The organism is Agrobacterium tumefaciens (genome assembly GCF_005221325.1).
Taxonomy (GTDB): Bacteria; Pseudomonadota; Alphaproteobacteria; order Rhizobiales; family Rhizobiaceae; genus Agrobacterium.
In genome coordinates this window covers 1267743-1291380 of the sequence record NZ_CP039889.1, presented here as the reverse complement: position 1 = coordinate 1291380, position 23638 = coordinate 1267743, and the positions used below count along the sequence as shown (strand labels likewise).

Sequence of the window (23638 nt, the reverse complement as noted above, 5' to 3'; positions counted from 1 at the left end):
CCTGCGTTGCGGGTTGCGCCTGAGGCTGTCAGTCCTGCCGGAGCGTCAGCCCGCTCGTCGTATCGAAAAGATGGATGTGTTTCAGCGGCGCCGACAGGCGGATGACTTCGTCCGCCGATGTCGAGGTCTGGCCGGAAAGATGCAGCGTCACCCGGGTGCCATCCCCGAGGGTACCGTAAAGATAGGACTCGCCGCCCAGCTGTTCGGCGGTGCGCACAGACATGGTCAGTGCGCCTTCGCCACCCGCCTGCACATGGTTCGGGCGGATGCCGAGCGTCACTTTCTGACCGGGCTTGTAGGCAAAACCGGTCTGCGGCAGGGGGATCAGTTCGCCGGTTGCGATCTTCAGGGACGGCGTTACATCCGAAGTTACTTCGCCGGCAAAGAAGTTCATCTTCGGCGAGCCGATGAAGCCCGCCACGAAGAGATTGGCCGGGCGGTTATAGAGATCAAGCGGCACGCCGAACTGTTCGAGCTTGCCGGCGCGCAGAACGGCGATCTTGTCGGCCATGGTCATGGCCTCCACCTGATCGTGCGTCACATAGATCATGGTATTGCCGAGCCGCCGGTGCAGGCTGGAAATCTCGCCGCGCATATCGACGCGCAGCTCCGCATCGAGGTTGGAAAGCGGCTCGTCGAAGAGGAACACGCGCGGCTCACGTACCACGGCGCGGCCGATGGCGACGCGCTGGCGCTGGCCACCCGACAGGTCCTTCGGGCGACGCTCCAGAAGCTGGTCGATCTGCAGCATCTTGGCGACCTGGGTGATCTTCTCGGCAATGTCCTTCTTGGCGGTGCCGATGTTTTCCAGGCCGAAGGAGAGGTTTTCGCGCACGGTCATATGCGGATAAAGAGCGTAGGACTGGAATACCATGGCAAGCCCGCGATCTGCGGCCGGCACCGTGTTGACCACGTCGCCGCCGATGACGATATCGCCGCCGCTCAGTTCCTCGAGACCCGAGATCATGCGCAGCAGGGTCGACTTACCGCAGCCGGAAGGGCCAACGAAGACGCAGAATTCGCCGTGCTTGATATCGAGATCGACACCCTTGATCACGTCGAGGGCACCATATGTCTTTTTGACCTGACGAAGCTGAATACTTGCCATTGTCGTGTTTCCTCCCTGAGGATTATTTGCCGCCAGTCGATGCAATGCCGGTGGCGATGTATTTTTGCAGGAACATGAAGACCAGCGCGATCGGGGCGAGTGTCAGCACCGTCATGGCGAGAAGGTTACTCCATTCCGTCGTCATCTCCCCCTGGAAGGAGTTGAGCGCCAGCTGCAGGGTGAAGTTGTCGTTGCGGGTCAGCACGATCAGCGGCCAGAGGAAGTCGTTCCAGCGCCACATGATCGCAAGGATCGCGAGAACCGCAAGCGCCGGGGCCGAGAGCGGCAGGATGATGCGCCAATAGATCTTCCATTCGCTGGCCTTGTCCATGCGCGCCGCATCGAGGATTTCGTCCGGGATTGTCAGCATGTATTGCCGGAGCAGGAAGACGCCGGTCGGTGTCGCAGCGCCCGGAATGATGACGCCCCAGAGACTGTTGATCAGACCGAGCTGGCTGGTGATGAGAAACAGCGGCACGAGCACGACGGTCTGCGGGATCATCAATGTGCCGACGACCAGCGCCAGCACCACGCCCCTGCCCTTGAACTGATACTTCGACAGCGCAAAGGCCGCCATGGAGTTGACGATCAGCATGATGAGGGTGGAAGTCACCGTGATGAAGGTCGAGTTCCAGAAATAAAGCGGAAAATTGAAACGCTGGAAAAGCTCGGTGTAGTTTTCCGTCGCAAGCGCCACCTTTTCAGCCGGCTTCAGCTCGTTGAACGGCATCTTCAGCACTTCAGCCGGCTTGGCTGGGTCGACCACCTGGGCCACGAGACCAACGCGCCTGATCATGCCGAGCTTGCGGCCGTCCTTGTCGACATAGGCCGGCAGCGGCGCTGCCTGCCCATCCACAACAACGGTTTCCTGGCTGTAGGGCAAAAGGCGCGGCGGAAAGCGCTGGAGATCGGCTTCCGTCTTGAACGAAGAGAGCACGAGCCAGACGACAGGACCGAACATCATCAGCACGGCCACGCCGAGATAGGCGTAGGACAGCCAGTCGGTCCAGTGCAGCTTGCCGTTGCGGCCGCGGGTACGGGTCAGAAATGCGCCAATCCTAGCCATCGACCTTGCTCCTGTTTGCCCGGAATTGCAGGCTGGTCAGCACCACGAGCACCACGGCGAGCAGCAGCGAAGCGGCAGCCGCAAGGCCGAAATTGCGGGGCGTCCCGGCAAAGCCGGTCTGATAGATGAACTGAATGATGAAGGTCGTCGCCGAACCCGGGCCGCCGCCCGTGAAGGCAAAGACTTCATCGAAGGTCTGCACCCCCTTGATGAGTGACAGGACGAGAACGACGAGCATGGTGGGTGCGAGCAGCGGCAGGGTGATGCGCCGGAAGATGCGCCACGGACTTGCCTTGTCGAGCTGCGCCGCCTCATAGACATCACGCGGGATCGCCTGCAGGCCGGCAAGAAGAATGAGCGTATAGAAGCCCATATGCGCCCAGACCGACAGGAAGACGGACCAGCCGAAGGCAAGATTGGCTTCAAGCAGCCAGTCCACCGAACCGAGGCCGAGCCCCTCCATCGCCGCATTGAGAACGCCGAAACGCTGGAGAATCCACTTCCAGATCAGCGCCACGACGACGGGCGAAAGCAGAACCGGGAAGAAGAACACCGCGCGGAAGAAACCCCGCGCGCGGATATCGCGGTTGAGCACGATGGCCGTGATCAGCGAAAAACCGACCATGAAACCCACCTGCAGCACGACGAAGAACAGCGTGTTCCAGACCGAGCGCCAGAACAGGTCGCGCTGACAGGAATTGGGATCGAGGTAATTCTGACAGGAGAGAAGGACCGAAAAGTTTTCGCCGCCCACGGAAGGGCGCTCCGAAAGCAATATGTGTTCGCTGCCGGTCACGGAATAGGCCATGTTCAGCGCGATCGGCAGAAAGGCGAAGACCGCAAACAGGATCAGGTTGGGTGTCAGAAACACCCAGGCGATCCGCCGGTGGCCGAGCACCTTCTGCAGGAAGGCGAAGGGCACTTCGACGATGCCCATGACGGGCGCAAGAAATTTATACATGAGGGTCCTCCTTCGATCCGGCGCGGCGCGGCATGCGCCACGCCGGAAGGCGATGGATCACTTCGCCTGTTTCAACGCTTCCTCAAGGTCCGTTTTCGCACGGGCCATGGCTTCATCGACGGTGCTTTCACCGACGATGGCCTGCGTGATGCGCTGGACGGAGATGTTGAACATGGCGCGGTTGTTCTTGTAGCCCTGATAGGCATAGGCAATCGGGCTGAGGCCAGGGATCTGATCGAGCCAGGCATTCATCGCCTTCTGCGTCGCAGGCGTTGCACCCGTATAGGTCACACCCTTGTCGGCCACAGATTTGTTGGCCGGAACGTTGCGGGTGCGGACCGTGAAGTCGAGATAATTCTCGTCCTGAGCGAGGAAGTTCAGGATATCGGCAACGATCTTCGGGTTCTTGGTCTGCTTGAAGCCGACGACGCCGGTGCCACCGGGCATGCCTGTGCAGGCAGTGCCACCGCAGGGCTGCGGCACGACTTCCCAGTCGAACGCATCGCCCACCTGGCTGTCGAAGCGTGCGGTCTGCCAGCTGCCGGAATAATAATAGACCAGCTGGCCGTTGATGAATTCCTGCGCGGCGTCACGATAGGTATTGCCGCCCTGTCCGGCCCAGACGTCACGCGCCATGGTGCCGTCCTTGTTCCATTCGACGAATTTCTTCACGAAGGTGGTGAAACCTTCATCGACCAGGATGGGCTTGCCATCCGCATCGAAAATCTTCGCGCCGTAGGAAATGGCCGGACCGGCAATGCGGTGCCCGGAACGGTCGATTGCCATAGGATAAGGCGTGCCGGTTGCCTTGGCGACGGCAGTTGCGGCCTTCGCCCAGTCGTCCAGCGTTGCATCCTTGCCGGGGACGGCCACATTGGCCTGATCGAACAGGGTGCGGTTTATGAAGGCGCCGGTGATGGTGAGCTGGGTATGCATACCATAGATGCCCTTGTCGTCAGGGCCGCTGCGGTACCATTTCAGCACGTTGGGGAAGTTGTCTTCCCAATATTTCGCGTCCACATAGGGCGTGAGATCAAGATAATAGCGGTTGAGGCCGCCAAGATCGGTCACGGTTGCAAAGTCAGGACCGCTGCCGCCAGCGAGCTGCACGGGAAGGCCTTCCAGCAGCGCCTTGTAGGGCACGACGTCGGTGACGATCTTCACATCGGGATGCTGCTTTTCGTAACGCGCGAGAATATCCTTCAGGATTTCGCAGCCGTTGCCGTCGTAAGCGCAGGTGAAGCGCACTTCCTGGGCCGCATGGGCGGCGCCTGCAAAGGACGCCGCGCCCAGGGCGAGCGCCAATGCCATGCTGTATTTTCTGGTCATCTGGTTTCCTCCCGTTAGATGATTATGCGTTGGCGGATGCGCGCGGAGCCCAGCCCTTGATCCACTCGCCTTCGGCAGCGTCGGACAGGCGAACCGGCTTTCCTTCCCGGACCGAGCGATAGATGGCGGTGACGAGTTCGATGGACTGCAAGCCGTCGTTCACAGTCACTTCCTTGCCGCCGCGTCCTTCCATCGCGTCGGCAATGGCTTCGACAAAACCGGCAAAGCCGTTTTCGCCATCGGCCACCGTTGCCAGAACGGCGTCGATCTGGTCCTGCGTCGTCGGGGCGCGAGCAATAAAGCGCCATGTGTCTTCAGCCGGGCGATAGGGCAGCGTGCCGCTCTCGGCGGTGAAACCTTCAAAGCAGAAGCGCAGGCGCGACGTATCTTCGGCGGCACCCAGCGTGACCGAGCTCGTCGCCAGGGCACCGCTTTTCATGCGGAAGCTGAGGGCGGCGCAGTCTTCGGTTTCGATCGTGTTGACGCGCGTGTCGGCCATGGCGAAAACTTCGTCGATCGGACCGAGAACGTGGCAGAGAAGATCATGGGCGTGGATGGCGTGGCCGAGGATCGCGCCGCCGCACTCGCCCTTCCACGTACCGCGCCACGGAATGTCGTAATAGCTGGCGCCGCGGTTCCAGTGAACTTCCGAACTCGCAACAAATGCCTTGCCGGCAAGACCGGCATCGATCAACGCGCGCAGCTGCCGCATTGCCTGTCCGAAACGGTACTGGAAGACAGGAAACACGCCACGGCCGGTCTTCTTGACGGATTCGATCAGCGCATTTGCCTCTTCCAGCGAGCGGACGAGCGGCTTTTCGCAGACCACGTCCTTGCCCGCCGCATGCGCCTTCAGCGTCACCGGGAAATGCAGGTGCGGAGGAAGGCAGACGTCGATGAGCTGGATGCTCTCATCTGCCAGAACCTCGTCGAGATCGGTGGTCAGGCGGATGGTGGTATCGTCGCCGGCGACGGAGCGGGCGCGCTCCAGGTCGAGATCGCAGATCGCCTTGACGACGAAACGCTTCGGCAGAGCCCGATAACCGCTCAGATGCTGGGCGCCGATGCCGGCGCCAATGATGGCAACACCGATCATTTCGATGCTCCCTCAGCCTTGGCTTGCGCCTGCAGCGACAGGTCGCAGACCTTGAAGACGTGTTCCTGCGTCATCGCCGTTTCCGTGCGGTTGCGGATATCGTCGCACAGGCGGCCGAAATAGGGCAGGCCTGCACCGGAGGCATCGATATATTCGCAGCGGTCGCCATTCACGAGAACGAGGCGGTCCGTGCCTTCGGTGTTGCCGACATCGACATATTTGCGCAGCTCGATGTAACCCTCGGTGCCGAGGATGGTCAGGCGGCCGTCACCCCAGGTCGGCAGCGCATCCGGCGTATACCAGTCAACGCGGATATAGCCGTGGCCCTTGTCGCCGCGCAGGACGACTTCGCCGAAATCCTGAAGGCCCGGATCGTGAGGGTTGGCATAGTTGGCAACGGTTGCGGCCACGATCTCCACTTCGGTCGAGCCGGTGAAGAACATGAACTGATCGATCTGGTGGCTGGCGATATCGGTGATGATGCCGCCGTAAGCCTCGCGCTCGAAGAACCACTTCGGACGGATCTGGCGGTTGAGGCGGTGCGGGCCAAGGCCGACGGTCTGGATGACGCGGCCGATGGCGCCCTGCGCGACGAGTTCAGCCGCCTTGGTCACACTCGGAACTTCAAACCGCTCGGAAAAATCGACGGTCCAGATGCGCTTGGTCTTTGCCACCGTCTGGCGAAGGCGGTCCAGCTGTTCGAAAGTGGTGCAGCCGGGCTTGTCGGACATGACATCCTTGCCGGCTTCCATGGCGGCAATCGCGAGATCGGCACGCTTGGAAGGAATATCGGCGATGACAACGAGGTCGACGGTGCCATCAGCCAGCAAAGCCTCTTTGGATGCTGCGCGCGGCACATCCGGGAAGCGCTTCACGAAACCTTCCACGACATCCGGCTCGCCTTCGGTCCACCAGCCGGCGAATTCCGCGCCAGCATCCAGCAGGTTCTGGGCCATGCCGAAAATGTGGCGGTGCTCTATGCCAAGAGCGACGAACTTGATTGCTTTAGTCATCCTGCAGTTCCACTTCCTTGCCGGTATCGGCCGAGTTGATGATCGCGTCGATCAATCTGTGAGACAAAAGAGCCGCTTCACCGGTGACGACCGGCGGGCGTCCTGAAGAGATGGCGTCCGCGAAATCCTCGAAGACACCCTGATGCCATTCATGCGTGAAAGCCATGGGGTCGGCCCCACCGCCCGTACCGGAGGCCGCGCCACCGAAGGTCTCGTGGCGACCGTCGCGCCAGTCGACATGCAACAGGCCCGAGGCGAGCCGCAGGCTGGCATTGTCGAAGTGGAGGAGGATCGATTCCGCCGCACCGGGAAAACTTGCCGTGCTCGCCACCAGCGAACCGACGGCGCCGTTCCTGAAACGCAGGCCGGCAGAAACATAATCCTCGGTTTCCATACGGTGAAAACGCGTCGTCGCCGCCATGGCCTGAACGCGCGAAACCGGCCCGGCAAGGCTCAGCGCCAGATCGATGGTATGGATTGCCTGGGAGATCAAAACACCGCCGCCATCACGCGCGAGGGTGCCGCGGCCGGGTTCGTCGTAATAGGATTGCGCGCGCCACCATGGCACGGAAATTTCGCAGAGACCAAGCGCCCCGAGCGTACCACCGTCGACCAGTTCACGGGCTTTTTGGGATGCCGCCCGCATGCGGTGCTGGAAGATGATGCCGAGCGTAACGCCCGCGTCGCGACAGAGGGCGACGAGACCATCGGCTTCCTCAGTGTTACGGGCGACGGGCTTTTCCATCAGAATGTGTTTGCCGGCTTTCGCAAGATGTCCGACGATATCGATGCGGGCATTCGGCGGCGTCGCGATGATGGCGAAATCGACATCCGCATCGCGCGCGGCGTCCTCGACCGAGGAATAAACCGCGACATCGTATCCGGCGTGTTTCGACGCTTCGGCCGCCAGCGCCCTGGCGCGACCGGAACCGCTATCCACTAAACCCTTCAGACGAATTTTTTCCGGACTTGCCGCACAGGCGAGCACATGCGTCTTCGCCACCATTCCAGCGCCAACGATGACGCAGGTCTTGATATTTTGCATTTCGGGAGCCTCCTTCCCAATGCGCGATCATTTGCATACCGGTATGCCGGTTGTCAACACACTTGTGTTCCGGTATACCGGTTATGAAAACGCTGGAGGGTATATGCCGAAAATTCCCGTAACAGGTGGCACCGTGCCGACGATGGAGCGACTGGACCTCAACCGTCCCGTCGTTGACCAGATCTATTCCGCGCTGAAATCCGCCATCCTTTCGCGGGAGCTTTTTCCCGGTCAGGCGGTCTCGGAAAACGAGATCGGGCAATCCTTCAGTTCCAGCCGGACGCCGGTGCGCGAGGCGCTCAGCCGGCTGAGAGACGACGGCCTGATCGTCACCCTGCCAAGCCGCGGCACCTATGTTTCCAGATTATCGGAAAAGCACATCCGCAGCGCGCAGTTCATCCGCGAGGCGCTGGAGGTGGCTGCCGTCAGCAGGCTGTGCCAGATCGGCATTACACCGGAAGCCGAACAGGAGATCGAACACGTCCTGAGCGGCCAGCGCGCGGCCATGCATAGGGGCGACAGAAAGGCCTTCCGTGTGCATGACGACCAGTTCCACAGCGCACTTGCCGCCGCGACGGGGCTGGAAAGGCTGGAGACCCTGTTGATCCGGGAAAAAGCCGGACTGGACCGCCTGCGTGCACTCGCCATTACCGACGAGGCGCATATGGCGCGGCTGCTTTCCGAACATGAGGCGGTGTATGCGGCGATCAAGGCCGGGGATGAAACCCTCGCGGCCGAAGAATTGCGCAAACATCTGAGACGCGTCCTCGGCATTCTTTCGCAGGTCTTCCAGAACCACCAGGACTATTTCGAATAGGCTGCGGCATCATTTCAACGGTTCGAGCATCATGAATACGGTAAATCCCGGACAAGCGCCTGCCATGTCGCAGGCAAAAATTTTGTGCGACACCATGAGCACGCTGGCGGAATCCCCTGTTTGGGACGAGCGGCGCCAGGTGCTTTTCTGGTGCGATATCCTCGGCAAGACAGTGCGGTCCGCAGCACTTGAGCCCGGCCAATATCGCGAATGGTCGTTTTCTCACACGGTGTCGAGCCTCGGGCTTTGTGAGAACGGCGATCTCGTCGTCGCCTGCGGCATGGATATCGTCATCCTCGATCCAGATAGCGGCAAGACGCGTCTCCTCCACTCCATTCCCGCGCCGGAGGGCATCCCCTGCCGGCTGAATGACGGCCGTGTCGGCCCCGACGGCGCTTTCTGGGTGGGAACGATGCACAATGTTCCGCTCTCCGAGATGCAGCCCCATGGCGAGCTTTGGCGGATCACCGGAAAAAGCACCCAGCGCATGCAGACGGGGCTGACCTGCCCGAACGGGCTGGCTTTCTCCCCTGATGGTTCCATCATGTGGCAGAGCGATTCCGTGCAGAAATGGATACGCAGACGCAATTTCGACAGGGTGAACGGCCTGTTCAACGAGGGTGTGCTGGTAGCTGAGATGACGGAAGAAACGGGACGGCCCGATGGCGGCTGCCTGGATAGCAGCGGCATCTACTACAGTGCGGGCGTTTCCGCCGGCAAGTTGAATGTCTTCGCCGCAGATGGCGGCAAACAGACCGCCTCGATAAAGATGCCCGTGCCGCACCCGACAATGCCCTGCTTCGGCGGGCCTGATTTTGGCACTCTTTTCGTCACCTCGCACCGCCACAACATGTCGGCAGAGCGGCTCGAACAGGCACCTTTCTCGGGCGGCGTGTGGATGATCCCGACGCAGAAAAGAGGATTTGCGGCCTTCCGTTTTGATGAAGGGTAATGCCGGCTGTCCAACCCGTGCCGGGGAGCGCTCTACATCAGGCGAGGGCCTTCTTCACCGCCGTCAAACCTCGGCGCAGGAACGGATCTGAATGGACGTAGAAGAACTGCACACCACGTTCGCGCCAGTGCGGGATCTCCTCCAGTGTCGCAAGGGTGCCGGCGATCTGTCCTGCAGCGCGTATTTTGTCCACGGCGACGGCTACCTTGTCCATCACCACGTCCGGGCGCGGTTCGCCGAATGGCGGTGCGGGCGGGTATCCCATATCCTGCGATAGATCGCCGGGGCCGATGAAAAAAACGTCGATGCCTTCGACCGTCAACATCTCTTCAAGAGCATCGATCGCATCGACGGTTTCGATCATGGCGATCACCAGCCGCTTCTCATAATCAGCAGGCAAGGCATAACGCACCGCATCGACGATTGCCCGCGCTTCATCGGCATTGGCGACCATGGGAATCATGATCCCGTCGGCGCCGGCATTGAGATAACGGATGATGAGCGGCCGCTCGTGCGAATGCGGCCGCACAATTACGGCACCACCGACAGAACGCACCACCTGTCCGGTTGCCCGCACATCCTCGAAGCTCCATGTGCCATGTTCGCAATCGACGAAAACCGCATCCGCGCCAAGCTCCACAAGCCGGGCGGAAAGACCTGAATGTGTATGGTGTGGCGTAAACATGCTAATAGCCTCACCCGCCGCAAGGCGGGCGCGCAGCTTTGCTCCATTCATGGAAATCTCTCCCTTAGTTGTTTTTCGGCATATCCGGCGTGTCGTCCGGCGCGCCCACCCAGCGGGCAATCTCGATATCCTTTGAGGTATCGCGCATACGGGTCGGGCAAATGTGCAGTTCGGGAATGACGGCGCTACCGTTCAGGCTCGCGCAAAGCACGATTGCACGGGCCACATCATGCGGGTCCATCATAACCGCACGTTCTTCCTTCAGGGGCGGACGCGCACGGTTGTTCATGATCGGCGTATCGGTCTCGCCCGGCAGGATGGTCGTCGCGCGGATTCCCTGATTGCGATAGGTATTATGCAGGAAGGTCATGAAATTCTTCACACCCGCCTTCGCTGCGCCATAGGCAACACCACCCAAGAGGTTTGGATTGAGAGCGGCAAGCGAGGAAACGGTGATGACTGTTCCCTCACCCTTTTCAATCATGTCCGGCAGCACCGCCTGCGTGAGGTTGAACACCGCGGTCAGGTTAACGTTGATGGTGGCGTTCCATTCCTCCTCGCTGATAAAGCGGGCATTCAGCACCTTGCTGGCGGAACCGGCATTGTTGACGAGAATATCGATGGAACCGACTGCCTCACCGATCGATTTGACCGTATCGAAGATCGCCTCGCGGGACGCAATATCGAGCGTGCGGGCGATGGCCTTGCCCTTCTTTTTCTCGATCAGTTCCGCAACCTCCCGCAGCGGATCGAGACGGCGGCCTGTCAGAACGACTGTCGCGCCTTCTTTGGCAAGCAGGATGGCGGTTTCACGGCCGATGCCCGAACCGGCCCCGGTTACCAGCGCAATCTTTCCACTCAGCAGTCCCATGTCATCTCCTATTCAGCTGCGGCAGCAATGGCGCCAGAATAGCCGAAGATTTCCTTCGCGGCCTTCGCGGTTACCAGTCCTTCTGAAATATCCTGCTCGATCAGTTCGCGCGAGCGTTCGCTGGCCCTGCCCCAGCCGCCGCCGCCGGGTGTGTGGACTTCCAGACGCTCGCCCGTCTGGAGAACGACCTTGCCCTTCGGAAAATGCGGCTTGTCTTGTTTCATGACCTTGCCGGGCGATCCACTCTGGCCTTCAACGACGCCGAAGCAGGGATGGCGTACGCGTTCCGACGCCAGATAGATGTTCATCGCATTGCGGCCGAGATTGCGCAGGATGACGCGCTGGCCGAGCCCGCCGCGATGTTTGCCGGCACCCCCGGAATCGGCAATCAGCTCCTTGCGTTCGGTCAAGACCGGAACGGCGACCTCGAACATTTCAACGGCCGTGACCTTGCAGTTGGACGGGAAGCTCAGCGTATCCAGCCCGTCGAATTCGGCGCGGGCGCCCTGCCCACCGTGGAAATTCTGCACGGAGGCATATTGGCTTCCGTCATTGCGCTGGCCCACACAATTGGCCGCCCATATCGGCGCGCCGCCGCTGTCGCCCAGAACCTTCTCTGGCACAATGCCTTCCAGCGCCCTGAAGATCAGCGAAGGAATGACGTGGCCGATAAGGTTACGCGAGTTTCCAGCCGTCCATTCCTGCGGATTGAGGATGCAGCCGAGCGGCGCTTCATCGGTGATCGGGACGATGCAGCCTTCATTATTCGGCGTTTCGGCATCGAGCAGGCACTTCAGCGCGTAAACCGAATGGGCGTAACGATAGTTCGTGCGGCAGTTGATCGAGTGCAGGACCTGATCGGAGGTCCCCGTGTAATCCACATGGATCGAATCGTCCCGGACAATCACCGAAGCTTTCAGTTTGACGTCGACATCGTAACCATCGAGCAGGACTTCCGCCGAGTAGGTGCCGTTCGGCCATTCGCGGATGGCCTTGCGGGTCTGCGCCTCGGAGCGGGTGTGGATGGCGGCCGCCAGACCGTCGACATCGTCCAGCCCGTATTCATCGAGGAATTTGACGAGTTCGCGGCCCATGACGTTATTGGCGGCGATCATCGATTCCAGATCGCCGCGCACTTCCGTGGGAAGGCGAACGGAAGCTGCGATGATATCGAAAACATCCTCGTTCGGAACGCCTGCCTTGAGCAGCTTGACGATGGGGAAACGGATACCTTCCGCAAAAATGTCGCTGGCTTCCGAATGCAGCGGTGCGCCACCGATATCGGGAAGATGGGCGATCGATCCCGCATAGGCGACGACCTTGCCGTTCTTGAAGATCGGCGTGATCATCGTCACGTCAGGCAGGTGGCCGGTTCCGATTTCCGGATCGTTGGTGGCCAGCACGTCGCCCTCTTGAAGAGCTTCGACCGGGAACTTCGGCAGGAAATATTTCTGCGCGGCCGCCGGCAGGGAGGTGATGAAGACCGGGATCGACCAGGTGCATTGCGCCAGCGCCCTGCCCTTGCTGTCGAGAAGGACGGTAACGTAATCGTGGTTCTCGCGCACGATCGGCGAAAATGCCGTCTTTCCAAGCACATTATCGGCCTGATCAGCGATGAAGATCAGGCGGTTCCACATGACCTGAAGGTTGATCGGATCGTTGAAATCGGTTGCGGGTTTCGACATCTGACTGCCCCTTAGAGAATGTTGATCACGAGATTGCCGTGGGCATCGACGTGGAAAGTGCCGCTCGGCCCGACGACAGCCGTCGATTCACGCTGTTCGACGATGGCAGGCCCCTTAACCTCATGGCCGACCGGCAGCTTGTAGTGATCGTAGACCGACGTCTCGACATAGCCGCTTGCCTCCTGAAAATAGACCTGTCGGCTGCCCTTCCTGGCTTCGGCAACGACGGTTTCATGCGGCCTGGTGACCTGGTCCTTCTCGCCACTGGCGCGCAGGCGCCAGGTGATGACTTCCAGCGGTGCGGCGACGGTACGGCCAAACAATTCGCTGTAGAGCTTGAAGAAGCTGCTGCGGAGTTCTTCGAGGAAGGTTTCTTTCGGCAGGTTACGGTCAGGCAGCACCACCGTGATCTCGTGTCCCTGCCCCACATGGCGCATATCCACGGTATAACGATTGGTGATCGTATCCTTCGGAATGCCGGCGGCTGAAACGACTTCCGCGCCCTGAGCCGAAAGTTCGTTGAGCAGACGGTTCATCGCATCGATATCCCACGCATCGATCGCCATCGGATGGCTTGCCGAGAGATCGACGGCGACCGGAGCGATCAACAGGCCGATGGCGGAACTGACGCCCGCGCCTGTCGGGCAGATGATGCGCGAAATGCCGAGCTTGCGGGCGATGCCATAGGCATGGACCGGACCGGCGCCGCCGAAGGCCACCATCGGCAGCGAACGCGGATCGACGCCAAGGTCGGTTGCGTGCATGGCGGCTGCCTTGCTCATGGATTCATTGACGAGATCGTGGATGCCCCAGGCGCAACGCTCGACCGAGACATCGAGAGAGGCAGCCAGTTTAGACATCGCCCCATGCGCAGCGTCCCTGGAAACCTTGAACGAGCCGCCGACGAAGGATTCCGTTCCCATGTAACCAAGCAGAATGTCGGCATCTGTTACTGTCGGCTCCGTTCCGCCGCGCTGGTAGGCGGCCGGTCCCGGCATTGCGCCGGCAGAATGCGGACCGACATCGAGAAGGCCGAGAGGGTTCTTCGCCGCAATGGAACCGCCGCCAGCACCAATCTCGATCATCTGGATCGACTGGATTTTCAGCGGAAAACCAGATCCCTTGCGGAAGCGCTGATAATGCGCGACTTCGAGATCGGTGCCGACATTCGGTTCACCATTGGGGATGAGGCAGAGCTTGGCCGTGGTGCCGCCCATATCGAAGGAAAGCACACTTGCCTCACCAGCGGTGCGGCCGAATTCTGCGGCGGCGACAGCACCCGCGGCGGGGCCGGACTCGATCAGTCGCACGGGAAGTTCGGCGGCGCGGCGGCTCGGGACAAGGCCGCCCGAAGAAGTCATCCAGAGCACCTGCCGGTCGATGCCCCTGTCGGCGAATTCCCGTTGCAGATGGGCGACGTGGCCCGACATTTGCGGACGGGTATAGGCATTGACCACGGTGGTCGAGGCGCGGTCGAATTCGCGCATTTCCGGGCAGACTTCGGAAGACAGCGACACGAAGATGTCAGGGGCTTCCTCGCGCAGCAGGGCGGCGACGCGCTGCTCGTGCTGCGGATATTTATAGGCATGCAGCAGGCAGACCGCCACAGAGCGGATGCCCTTTTGCTTCAGCCGCCCGGCAATCTCGCGGACGGTCTCTTCCTTGAGTTCCGTCATCACCTCGCCATCGGCGGCGATACGTTCTTCAGCGCCAAAACTATTGGCGCGGGTGACGAGCGGATCGGGATATTTGATGTTCAGGTCGTAGAGATCGTAGCGCCCCTCATTGCGGATACGCAGCATGTCCTGAAAGCCGTCGGTGGTGACGAAGCCGGTTTCCACGCCCTTGCGTTCCAGCACCGCATTGGTGACGACGGTGGTTGCGCCGAGCACCTGCAGGTTTTCGATCGCGATCGCATCCGCATGCTTTTCGAGCAATTCAGACACGCCCTGAACAACGGCTTCGGCCGGGTTTTTCGGCGTGCTCAGGACTTTATGGAGGTGAAGTTCGCCGCTGTCGTCCAGAAGCGCGAAATCGGTAAAGGTACCGCCAGTATCGAAAGCCAGTTTTGCCATTGTTCCCTCGAGCGACCATGCAGCCTCTCCGGCTGCCTTGTGGACCCACGATTTGGGTCCGTTCACTGAGGGAAAATTGAAGCCTTCAGCCGGCCTTTACCAACACAACCTCGGTCTGCCGCCATAGGGTTTGCTTATAGCAAATTCAGACGTTACGAATGCCCGGATGATGCCCGCTTTTGAGCTTGCTGACGATTTCCAGAAGTACGGAACGCGCCGCCAATGCCGGCTCGGAGAGCGGCATATGGTCGGACACGCAAAGCGAAACCGTGGCGTCGATGACGGGGGTTGTGAGTGGGTGCAGCTGCGCGCCGCTGAAGCTCGGGGTTTCCAGAACCACCGAGGCCGGAAGGATGGTCGAGCCGAGACCGTCCAATACTGCAGCCCCGAGGGCCGGTACTGATTCCAGCTCTGAAATGACCTCTGGCCGTGCCCTCGCCCGTGCGAGCCCTTCATCTATGAGCCGGCGAAGAAAATGCGTCTTGCTTGGCAACAACATGGCGTGGCCGTCGAGTGCCGAGAGCGGAAGCGGCTGACCGGGTTCGGCCGGCAGCTCCATGTCCGCTGGCGAGACAAGGAACATTTCCTCCCGGAACAGGGGCTCCAGAGTCACACCCTTGATCGGATCGGAGGTGTAGATGAGCGCCATGTCCATCTTGCCGGTCATGATCAGCTCGCTGAGGATATGGCCGAAACTGTCATTGATATGGACCGTGATGGCGGGAAATCGCGCCCTCATTTCCTTGATAAGAGGCAGAGAAAGCGCGCTGGAGGAGGAATAGGTCGCAAGTCCGATGGAAACCCGACCGGAGACCGAAAGTGCCGAGCGGTCAATGTCGGTCTGCGCCTGCTCGATCTGCTTCAGCATGATCTGCGCGTGACGATAGAGGATAAGTCCGGCTTCGGTCGGTGTGATGCCGACATTGCTGCGCAACAGAAGCTGATGTTTGAAGTGCTGTTCCAGCGAGGCTATCTGCTGCGACAGCGCCGGCTGCGCCACACGAAGAATGCCGGCGGCACGCGATACGCTGCCGGTATCGACGATCTTGACGAAGCTTTTGAGTTTTTTGAAATCGACGCTCATTGGTTCCCGCTTTTTGAGGGAAATCCTAGCGCATCGATGCGGAAACAGAAACGGATTTCTGCTAGGAGGATGCGTAATTTCAATGGGATAGGTGTTTTTCGGTATATGTGCACGTGCACGACACAGCTGTGCGCGTACATTCCCACCTCCGTCATTCCGGCCTTGAGCCGGAATCCTGTGTATTGGCTTTGTGATATAAGGAGAGTGGGCGGAAGGCCGTCGGAATCCTGGTCGTTTGAGACCGCCTGCTGGCTTTTGGACCTCCGCCCACCTTTATTGATCCCAGCCTGAACAGTTGATTGAGGCCGTTGGCGCGGACCTCGTAGCACAGGATGAGGCTTGCCATGATACACCCTGTTTACATCGGATGCGATGTCTCAAAGGCACATCTCGATCTTTTCGATACCATAACCCAAAAGCACATCCGCATACCCAACACCGCCGTTGCCATCGACGAATGGCTCTCCACCCTTGAGGGACGTGAGGCGCGCGTCATTCTGGAAGCAACCGGACGCTACGACCGGCTCCTGTGCACGGCATTGGAAAGGTGGCAACGACCCTATTGCCGGGTCAATCCAGCCAAGGCCCGCAATTTTGCAAGAGCCACCGGCCAGCTTGCCAAAACCGATAGCATCGATGCACGACTGCTGGCGCGTATGGGCGAGGCGCTTTCGCCAGCCGTGACGCCGGTATCCGATCCGGCCAGACAGCGGCTGGAAAGCCTGCATACGCGCCGTGACCAGCTCGTGGCCATGCGCCAGCAGGAACGTGTACGTCTTCATACCGCAGATCCATCGGAGCGCGACAGCATCGAGCGCCACCTCGGCTGGCTCAATAGGGAGATTGCAGTGGTCGAAAAAGAGTGCCAGTCCCATGTCCGCGAGAATGCGATGCTGAGTGAACAAAGCGAAAGACTTCGCTCCATTCCCGGCATCGGCCAGGTCACGGCATTTACTCTGATGGCTCACATGCCGGAACTGGGTGACAGCTCTCCTGGTAGCATGGCAGCTCTTGCAGGACTTGCTCCCTTCAATGCCGATAGCGGCATCCATCGCGGCCAGCGTCATATCCGCGGTGGACGAAAACGTGTGCGTGACGCCCTCTACATGGCCGCACTGGTGGCCTATCGATTAAAGTCGTCCTTCGCATGCCTCATTCAAACCATGCAGGCCAGAGGCAAACCATTCAAGATCATGATCATCGCCATCGCCCGCAAATTGCTCGTCATCGCAAACGCAATTCTTAGGGATAAAACCACCTTCAAAACAGCCTGAAACAATATTCACCAATACAGTTGCCAGCCGACGCGTCTGCGCGGCGAGATGAGCCTTTTCAGCCCAAGGACTTGGGCTGGCTAGATTCCGGCTCAAGGCCGGAATGACGGGAGGTAGAAAGCGTCACGAACCGTTGTAAAGGCGAGCCTGTTTACGGGTGCGATTTGCCCTATCTTAGCGCTTCCACCGCACGCTCGATACGGTTGCAGGCATCCTCCAGCACCTCCATTGACGTGGCGAAGGAAATGCGGAAATAGGGCGAAAGCCCATAGGCCGCACCCTGAAGGGCGGCAACGCCGACGCTGTCGAGCAGATAGAGGACAAAGTCGAGATCGTTTTCGATCAGCTTGCCATCCACCGTCTTCTTGCCGATCACGCCGGCGCAGCTCGGATAGAGGTAGAAGGCCCCGTCCGGGACCATGCAGGAGAGGCCAGGTATCGCGTTGAGACGCGCACAGGCGTAGTCGCGCCGCTTTTTGTAGACCCCAACACTTTCCGTCACGAATGTCTGGTCGCCGGCAAGCGCGTGGGCGGCAGCGGCCTGGCTGACGGAGGAAGGGCAGGATGACATCTGCGACTGCAATTTGTTGATGGCGGCAATGAGTGCGGCCGGCCCTGCCCCATATCCGATCCGCCATCCCGTCATGGCATAGGACTTGGAAACGCCGTTGGTCAGCAGCACCCGATCCTTCAACTCCGGAACGACGGCAACGAGGGTCTTCATCGGGTCATTCTTGAACCAGACCTGATCGTAGATATCGTCTGATAGCACCATGACGTGGGGATGGCGGAGCAGCACCGCGCCAAGCGCCTTCAGTTCCGCCTCGCTGTAGGCCGCACCCGTCGGATTTGAAGGCGCGTTGAGGATCAGCCACATCGTCTTTGGGGTAATCGCAGCTTCAAGCGCCTCGGCAGTCAGTTTGAACCCCGTTTCCTCCGGGCATGCGACGATGATGGGTGTGCCGTCATTGGCGATGACCATATCGGGATAAGACACCCAGTAGGGAGCCGGGATGATGACTTCCGCACCATTCTCCACGCTTGCCATCAGCGCCAGAAACAGGATCTGCTTGGCGCCACCACCGACGCAGATTTCATTATCGCCATAGGTGATGCCGACACGCTTTTGAAAGTCGTCGATGATCGCCTTGCGAAGCGCCGGCGTGCCGTTGACCGAAGTATATTTGGTCTCACCCCGGTCGATGGCGGCATGGGCTGCGGCCTTGACGGCTTCCGGCGTATCGAAATCCGGCTCGCCCACCGTCAGGTCGGCGATATCCCGCCCGGCCGCCTTCAGTTCGCGGGCGCGGGCCGCTGCGGCCGTGCTAGGCGATACCTTTATTCTCGACACACGTGATGCTGGCACGAAGGTGCTCATGGTCTTTCCTCGTCTGGATCGTAATGCTTTAAGCTTGTCAGTGCGCGGCTTCGAGTTCGCCGCGCATCTTTCCGGTCAGGAACAGTTCGCCAAGTTCGTCATGGGTGATCTCCGCCGGCGTCCCATCCCAGATCACCTTGCCGAGGCGGAGGATGACCGCGCGCTGCGCCACCTCCATCGCCTTTTTGGTGTTCTGCTCGACCAGCAGGATGGTCATGCCGTTTGCATGCAGGCGCAGGAGTTCATCGAACACGATGCCGATTGCTGCCGGCGACAGGCCAACGGAGGGCTCGTCCACCAGAAGCACTTTCGGCCGCTGCAGAACCGCCATCGCCACTTCCAGCAGCTGCTGCTCGCCACCCGACATATTGCCCGCGAGCGTCGAGCGCCGCGTCTTCAGGATCGGGAAAAGGTCGTAGACATAGTCCCGGTCCGCCTTCACCTTGGCGTCACGGATGGTATAGGCGGCCATTTGCAGGTTTTCATCCACCGTCATGACCGGGAAATTGCAGCGGCCCTGCGGCACGAAGGATATCCCCTCGCCCAGAATGGCGCGCGATGACAATCCGGCGATGTTCTTGCCGCGCCAGTCGATGCCGCCTTCCTTGATGGTCGTCATGCCGTAGAGCGTCTTGAGCAGGGTGGATTTGCCCGCGCCGTTCGGCCCCATGAGGGCCACGAATTGCCCGGCGGGCACATCGAGATCGACACCGTTCAGAATATCGAGATTGCCGTATCCCGCGCGCAGGCCCTTGATGGAAAGATTGCTGTCAGCCGCCAAGATAGGCCTCCCTCACACGCTGGTCCTTGATGATGTCATGCGGCAGTCCCTCGACCAGTTTCGTTCCCTGATCGAGAACGACGACACGCTGGCAGATGCTGGTGACGACATCGATATTATGTTCGATGACGAGGAAACTCACGCCGAGCGATTTGTTCGCATATTGGATCGTCTCCACCACCCGCTCGATGATCTTCGGATTGATGCCCGCCATCGGCTCATCGAGCAGAATGAGCTTCGGTTCCGGCATCAGCATGGAAGCGAACTGAATGAGTTTCTGCTGGCCACCGGAAAGGTTGCCGGCGGGCTGATGGCGAACGTCCCACAGCCCCGCCATCTTGATCAACTCGCGCGCCCGCTCCCTCAGCCCTGCCACCCGGCGGCGCGACATGCCGCCGAGACCGAATGTCGACAACAGCGAGGGAAAGGTGAACATCTGGCCCGCGATGACAAGGTTCTCCTCAACATCGAGTGCCTTGAAGGTGACCGTTTTCTGGAACGACCGCAGCATGCGGCCTTCGCGGGCAATGCGGTTGAGCGACCAGCCGGTGATGTCCTGCCCGTCGAGGATTACCTTGCCGGTATCCGGCCGGGCAAGCCCGGTGCTGCAATCGAAGAAGGTGGACTTGCCGGAGCCGTTCGGGCCGATCAGCCCGGCGATCTCACCACGATTGATATGCATGCTGACATCGTTGACCGCTTTCACCGCGCCATAGGACTTGCTGAGGTTCTTGATCTCCAGGATGGGAAGGTGTGCCGTCATTTCGAACCTCCGATCGCGTTCCAGAAGCGATTGATCAAGGGAGCGAAACCCTTTTTGAACCAGAAGACGAGGACGAGAAGGCAGAAGCCGTAAGCGATCATCCGCACCTCCGGCGCGACGCGTAGCGCCTCGGTCAACCCGACGAAGAGCAGGCTGCCGAACACGGTTCCCGAAATCATGCCCGCGCCGCCGCCGAGCACGATGATCAGCATCGTCGTTGAATAATACATCTGGAAGGTCAGCGGGCTGACAACTGTGAGGTAATGGGCATAAAGGCAGCCCCCTACCCCTGCGAAGACGGCGCTCAGCATGAAGACGATCAGCTTGTAGCGCCATGTCGGCACACCGAGAGATTCCGCCAGCGTCTCGTTCTCACGGATGGCGACCATGTTGCGACCCGCGGGCGACCGAACGATTGCCCATGCGGCGAGCGTTCCCAGAACACAGATGGCGAGCGCCAGATAATAGAAATTGGTGGTTCCGCTAATGGTGAAGGAAAGCGGACCAAGTTCGAAATAGGGTTTCGGGATGCCGGACAGGCCCATATCGCCACGGGTCAGCGAAATCCAGTTCTTGGCGATCGCCTGGCCGATGATGACGAAACCGAGCGTACACATGACGAAAGACGTTGAACGAAGACGCAGCGCCGGAATGCCGAGCGGCAGGGCGATCGCACCGGTAACGAGGCCGGAGGCAATGAGGTTCACGTAGAACGGCGTATCGTAGTGCACCGCCAGAAGGCCCGCCGTATAGGCTCCGATGCCGAAGAACGCCGCCTGCGCCAGAGACAGCAGACCGGTATAACCGACGAGCAGGTTGAGCCCGTGCGCCGGCAGCATGAAGATGAGGGCGATAATGAGAGAGTGCGTGACGTAGCGCGTGCCGATGAAAGGTGCGGCCAATGCCACCACGATCAGGACGGCGGCGAGCGGAATGCGCAGATCACGGCGGCGTGCCTGGGGAACGGTGTCTGTGAGAGACATGTCGAGTCCTCAAAATTCGAGAAAATTCGGCTGGCGCGGATTCTAAAAGCGCGCCTGCGTCGAAAACAGGCCGTGCGGACGCCACATCAGCATCAGGATCAGCGTTGCGAAGCCAACAGTGTCGCGGAATTGCAGACCGACATAGGTGGCGACGAGGCTTTCGGCGATGCCGAGGATCATGGCCGCGAAGAAGGTTCCCCGCACATTTCCAAGACCGCCCATGATGATGATCGGCAGAGTCTTGAAAGTGATGAGTTCCCCCATGCCGCCATAGACGCTGACATTGACCGGGGCCGTGAGAACGCCGGAAAGTGCCGCGAGCACGGCTCCGAGGATGAAGGTGCGCAACACCACCTGCGACACATCGATGCCGACGACGCCGCAGCATTCCACATTCTGCGAGACGGCCCGCATCGCCATGCCGAGACGGCTATAGGTCACCATCAGTTCAAGGCCGACGAAGACGATGAGACACACGGCAAGAATGATGATGCGCTGCTGGGCCAGCGTGAAACCGAAGATGGAAATCGGCTCAATATAACCGCCGGCGAAGAACTTGTAGCCGCCGCCGAAGACAAAAATCACCGTATTCTGCAGGATCAGCGCGATGCCGAGGGTGGCGAGAACGCCGGACTCCGCCGGCGCCCCCACCATTCTGCGCATCACGAGCTGACCGACCACATAGGCCACCACCACGGTGGAAAGAACGCCGACGACGATCGAGGCTTCATAGGAAAGGCCGAGATAATCGATGGCGAACCACGCCCCGAAGGTTCCGAGCATGTAATATTCGCCATGAGCGAAGTTGATGGCTCTCAGCACCCCGAAAATCATGGTCATGCCGACGGCGACGATCGCGTAGACGGAACCGGTGACGATCCCGTTTACGACTTGCTCGAGAATTGTCGAGAACATGGCTGTACCCCTCCCGGTCCATCAGTTCGCAGGATACTGGATTTCCGCCGTATAAGCGCCCTTGATGCTGGGCTTGCCGTTCTCGATCTGGAGAAGAATCATCGGAAGACGAGCCTGATTATGATCGTCGAAGGTCACTTCACCGACCGGGCTCTTATACTTGATCTTCGAGAGAGCTTCGCGGACGGCATTGCGATCAGCGCTTCCGGCCTCCTTGATCGCCTGGGCGAGCAGGTTGACGGTATCCCAATGCACATAGGCGTGGTTGTTCGGCGCTTCCTTGTAAGTGGCGGTGAATTTCTCGACGAAGGCCTTGCTGGCCGGACTATCGAATTGCGGCAGCCAGGCGGCGGCTTCGACCGCCCCTTCCATCGCCTTCGGCGCGGATGTGATGGTCTTTTCGGTGTTGAATTCACCATTGCCGATCAGTACGATCTTGCCGGCAAGTCCGAGTTCCAGCATCTGGCGGGCAACGATGGGCGTGGTGTCAGCCAGGCCGTACATGATGATCGCCTGCGCGCCGTTATCGCGGATCTTGGCCAACACGCTGCGGAAGTCGACCTCGCCTTCCTTGTAATAATCTTCACTGAGGATCTCGCCCTTGAAGTCGGGCAGGTATTTTTTCGTGAAGGTGATGGCGGAACGGCCATAATCGCTATCGACCGACAGGACGGCGAATTTGGTGAAACCACGCTGTTCGGCAGCGTATTTCGCCACCACGAGCGCCCGGTTCTCATCCGTCGGATAATTGCGGAAGGTCCATTTGAAACCGCCGACGCCCGCCTGATAGGTGATCTTCGGGTTGGAGGAAGCGGCGTTCAGAAGCAGAACCTCCGCATCTTCAGCGACAGGCTGCATGGCAAGCGTCACGGAGCTGGAAACATCGCCGATAACGAAATCCACCTCGTCCTGATCGATCAGGCGGCGGGTGGCCGAAACACCTTCAACCGGCGTGCCCTGGCTGTCGGCATTGAAAAGTTCGATCTGCTGACCGTTGATGCCGCCGGCCGCATTGATGTCCTTTACCGCGAGTTCAGCGCCATGCATGGAAAAAGCGCCGTAGCGCGCATTGGGGCCGCTCATCGGGGCGACAAGGCCAAGCCGGATCGTGTCGGCCGCATAAGCGGAGACCGAGAGCGCCGGCGACAGGCTCAGGATCGGAGCGACCGCTGCGGAAACCAGTAGAAGTCTGCGAGTAATTCCGTTTTTCATGTTCCCACTCCTTTTCGGATTTATCTGTTCCGGCTTTTAGCCGGGCGAGCTTTTGCCGCTTTTGCGGTTCTTGTCGATTAACGTCATGCTAATCTTTCAGGCAGAGTAGGTTCATCCCTGGACGTTTGGCCAACATAAGTCCTTTCTGCCGCTATAGCGTTTCCTTATGCCGCCAGCCGTTTCTCCATTCCAAGCGCTGTTTTCCTCTTTGCATGCGAGCGCGACTTTACCTCCGGCGAATATCGCAAGAGACAGGCGGATCACACGGCAACTGACGGAATTTGCCGTCGGCGTGGTGCTTGCCCGGTCCCGAACTTCATCCTCTCATCAGTGCGATCAAGCCTCCCCGCCATTTCCATCACCACGACGTCGAGGAAGCCGTCCTTCATGATGGCGACCGCATCGCCATCATGAAGGACGGCGTTGTCGTGCTGTTCTTGCCGGCCTTGTCGGTGCGGGCGGACTGGGCGCCGAGGTCACGCGCGGATTGACGCGAATGGAAATGGGGCCGGGCCTAAGAGCCGGACTGGCCATCGTCGCCATCG

At 60.0% G+C, this 23638-nt stretch carries 22 protein-coding genes; 4 read left to right on the top strand and 18 right to left on the bottom strand.

Annotated features, from left to right (window positions below):
- Positions 1-28 precede the first annotated feature (28 nt).
- From CFBP5499_RS20785 to CFBP5499_RS20755, 7 genes are read right to left on the bottom strand one after another with little or no spacing between them, the layout of a single operon-like run.
- Complete coding sequence (locus tag CFBP5499_RS20785; protein ID WP_080828728.1) at positions 29-1108, bottom strand: ABC transporter ATP-binding protein; 1080 nt, start codon at positions 1106-1108, stop codon at positions 29-31.
- Between the two features lie 22 nt (positions 1109-1130).
- Positions 1131-2174, bottom strand: coding sequence for a carbohydrate ABC transporter permease (locus CFBP5499_RS20780; protein ID WP_130932542.1), 1044 nt, complete (start codon positions 2172-2174; stop codon positions 1131-1133).
- On the bottom strand, positions 2167-3135 hold the full coding sequence (locus CFBP5499_RS20775; protein WP_080828730.1) for a carbohydrate ABC transporter permease: 969 nt from the start codon (positions 3133-3135) through the stop codon (positions 2167-2169). Before CFBP5499_RS20775 ends, CFBP5499_RS20780 begins: the two co-directional genes overlap by 8 nt.
- 57 nt (positions 3136-3192) lie before the next feature.
- The gene (locus tag CFBP5499_RS20770; protein WP_080828733.1) at positions 3193-4464 is read right to left on the bottom strand and encodes an ABC transporter substrate-binding protein; all 1272 of its coding nucleotides are present in this window, start codon (positions 4462-4464) and stop codon (positions 3193-3195) included.
- 22 nt (positions 4465-4486) lie between these two features.
- Positions 4487-5560, bottom strand: coding sequence for a Gfo/Idh/MocA family protein (locus tag CFBP5499_RS20765; RefSeq protein ID WP_080828735.1), 1074 nt, complete (start codon positions 5558-5560; stop codon positions 4487-4489).
- Positions 5557-6573, bottom strand: a complete 1017-nt coding sequence (locus CFBP5499_RS20760) for a Gfo/Idh/MocA family protein (protein WP_080828738.1) — start codon at positions 6571-6573, stop codon at positions 5557-5559. The genes CFBP5499_RS20765 and CFBP5499_RS20760 overlap by 4 nt, the downstream gene beginning before the upstream one ends.
- Positions 6566-7618: a Gfo/Idh/MocA family protein gene (locus CFBP5499_RS20755; protein ID WP_080828744.1), complete on the bottom strand. Its 1053-nt coding sequence runs from the start codon at positions 7616-7618 to the stop codon at positions 6566-6568. Before CFBP5499_RS20755 ends, CFBP5499_RS20760 begins: the two co-directional genes overlap by 8 nt.
- 103 nt (positions 7619-7721) lie before the next feature.
- Here CFBP5499_RS20755 and CFBP5499_RS20750 point away from each other — a divergent pair, with 103 nt between their 5' ends.
- Entirely contained in the window at positions 7722-8435 is a 714-nt protein-coding gene (locus CFBP5499_RS20750) for a GntR family transcriptional regulator (protein ID WP_080830161.1), read from the top strand.
- A 31-nt stretch (positions 8436-8466) separates the two neighbouring features.
- The gene (locus CFBP5499_RS20745) at positions 8467-9387 is read left to right on the top strand and encodes an SMP-30/gluconolactonase/LRE family protein (RefSeq protein ID WP_175416837.1); all 921 of its coding nucleotides are present in this window, start codon (positions 8467-8469) and stop codon (positions 9385-9387) included.
- A gap of 37 nt (positions 9388-9424) precedes the next feature.
- On the opposite strand, the gene CFBP5499_RS20740 is transcribed toward CFBP5499_RS20745, so the two are convergent.
- From CFBP5499_RS20740 to nac, 5 genes are all read right to left on the bottom strand, one after another.
- The gene (locus CFBP5499_RS20740; protein WP_080828747.1) at positions 9425-10123 is read right to left on the bottom strand and encodes an HpcH/HpaI aldolase family protein; all 699 of its coding nucleotides are present in this window, start codon (positions 10121-10123) and stop codon (positions 9425-9427) included.
- 13 nt (positions 10124-10136) lie between these two features.
- Positions 10137-10943, bottom strand: coding sequence for an SDR family oxidoreductase (locus CFBP5499_RS20735; protein ID WP_080828751.1), 807 nt, complete (start codon positions 10941-10943; stop codon positions 10137-10139).
- A gap of 8 nt (positions 10944-10951) precedes the next feature.
- A complete protein-coding gene (locus CFBP5499_RS20730; protein ID WP_080828755.1) occupies positions 10952-12628 on the bottom strand; it encodes a hydantoinase B/oxoprolinase family protein in 1677 nt (558 codons plus the stop codon).
- Positions 12629-12639: 11 nt separating this feature from the next.
- Positions 12640-14703 (bottom strand): hydantoinase/oxoprolinase family protein, encoded by a 2064-nt coding sequence (locus tag CFBP5499_RS20725; RefSeq protein ID WP_080828758.1) that lies wholly within the window; start codon positions 14701-14703, stop codon positions 12640-12642.
- Between the two features lie 145 nt (positions 14704-14848).
- Positions 14849-15787, bottom strand: a complete 939-nt coding sequence (gene nac / locus CFBP5499_RS20720; protein WP_080828762.1) for a nitrogen assimilation transcriptional regulator NAC — start codon at positions 15785-15787, stop codon at positions 14849-14851.
- Positions 15788-16131: 344 nt separating this feature from the next.
- On the opposite strand from nac, the gene CFBP5499_RS20715 reads away from it, so the two are divergent.
- The gene (locus tag CFBP5499_RS20715; RefSeq protein WP_080825684.1) at positions 16132-17061 is read left to right on the top strand and encodes an IS110 family transposase; all 930 of its coding nucleotides are present in this window, start codon (positions 16132-16134) and stop codon (positions 17059-17061) included.
- Positions 17062-17230: 169 nt separating this feature from the next.
- On the opposite strand, the gene CFBP5499_RS20710 is transcribed toward CFBP5499_RS20715, so the two are convergent.
- Genes CFBP5499_RS20710 through CFBP5499_RS20685 form a run of 6 tightly spaced genes read right to left on the bottom strand, consistent with a single transcriptional unit; the run spans position 17231 to position 23093 of the window.
- Positions 17231-18439, bottom strand: a complete 1209-nt coding sequence (locus CFBP5499_RS20710; RefSeq protein WP_080828765.1) for an aspartate transaminase — start codon at positions 18437-18439, stop codon at positions 17231-17233.
- 37 nt (positions 18440-18476) lie between these two features.
- Positions 18477-19220, bottom strand: a complete 744-nt coding sequence (locus CFBP5499_RS20705; RefSeq protein ID WP_080828768.1) for an ABC transporter ATP-binding protein — start codon at positions 19218-19220, stop codon at positions 18477-18479.
- On the bottom strand, positions 19210-19983 hold the full coding sequence (locus tag CFBP5499_RS20700; RefSeq protein ID WP_035217348.1) for an ABC transporter ATP-binding protein: 774 nt from the start codon (positions 19981-19983) through the stop codon (positions 19210-19212). Before CFBP5499_RS20700 ends, CFBP5499_RS20705 begins: the two co-directional genes overlap by 11 nt.
- Positions 19980-20966, bottom strand: a complete 987-nt coding sequence (locus CFBP5499_RS20695) for a branched-chain amino acid ABC transporter permease (protein WP_080828777.1) — start codon at positions 20964-20966, stop codon at positions 19980-19982. The genes CFBP5499_RS20700 and CFBP5499_RS20695 overlap by 4 nt, the downstream gene beginning before the upstream one ends.
- Before the next feature lie 42 nt (positions 20967-21008).
- Positions 21009-21881 carry a branched-chain amino acid ABC transporter permease gene (locus CFBP5499_RS20690; RefSeq protein ID WP_080828778.1) on the bottom strand — a complete coding sequence of 291 codons (873 nt, stop codon included), beginning with the start codon at positions 21879-21881 and terminating at the stop codon, positions 21009-21011.
- Between the two features lie 21 nt (positions 21882-21902).
- Positions 21903-23093 carry an ABC transporter substrate-binding protein gene (locus CFBP5499_RS20685; protein WP_080828781.1) on the bottom strand — a complete coding sequence of 397 codons (1191 nt, stop codon included), beginning with the start codon at positions 23091-23093 and terminating at the stop codon, positions 21903-21905.
- Positions 23094-23392: 299 nt separating this feature from the next.
- Here CFBP5499_RS20685 and CFBP5499_RS20680 point away from each other — a divergent pair, with 299 nt between their 5' ends.
- Positions 23393-23584, top strand: coding sequence for a hypothetical protein (locus tag CFBP5499_RS20680; RefSeq protein WP_080828784.1), 192 nt, complete (start codon positions 23393-23395; stop codon positions 23582-23584).
- Positions 23585-23638 lie beyond the last annotated feature (54 nt).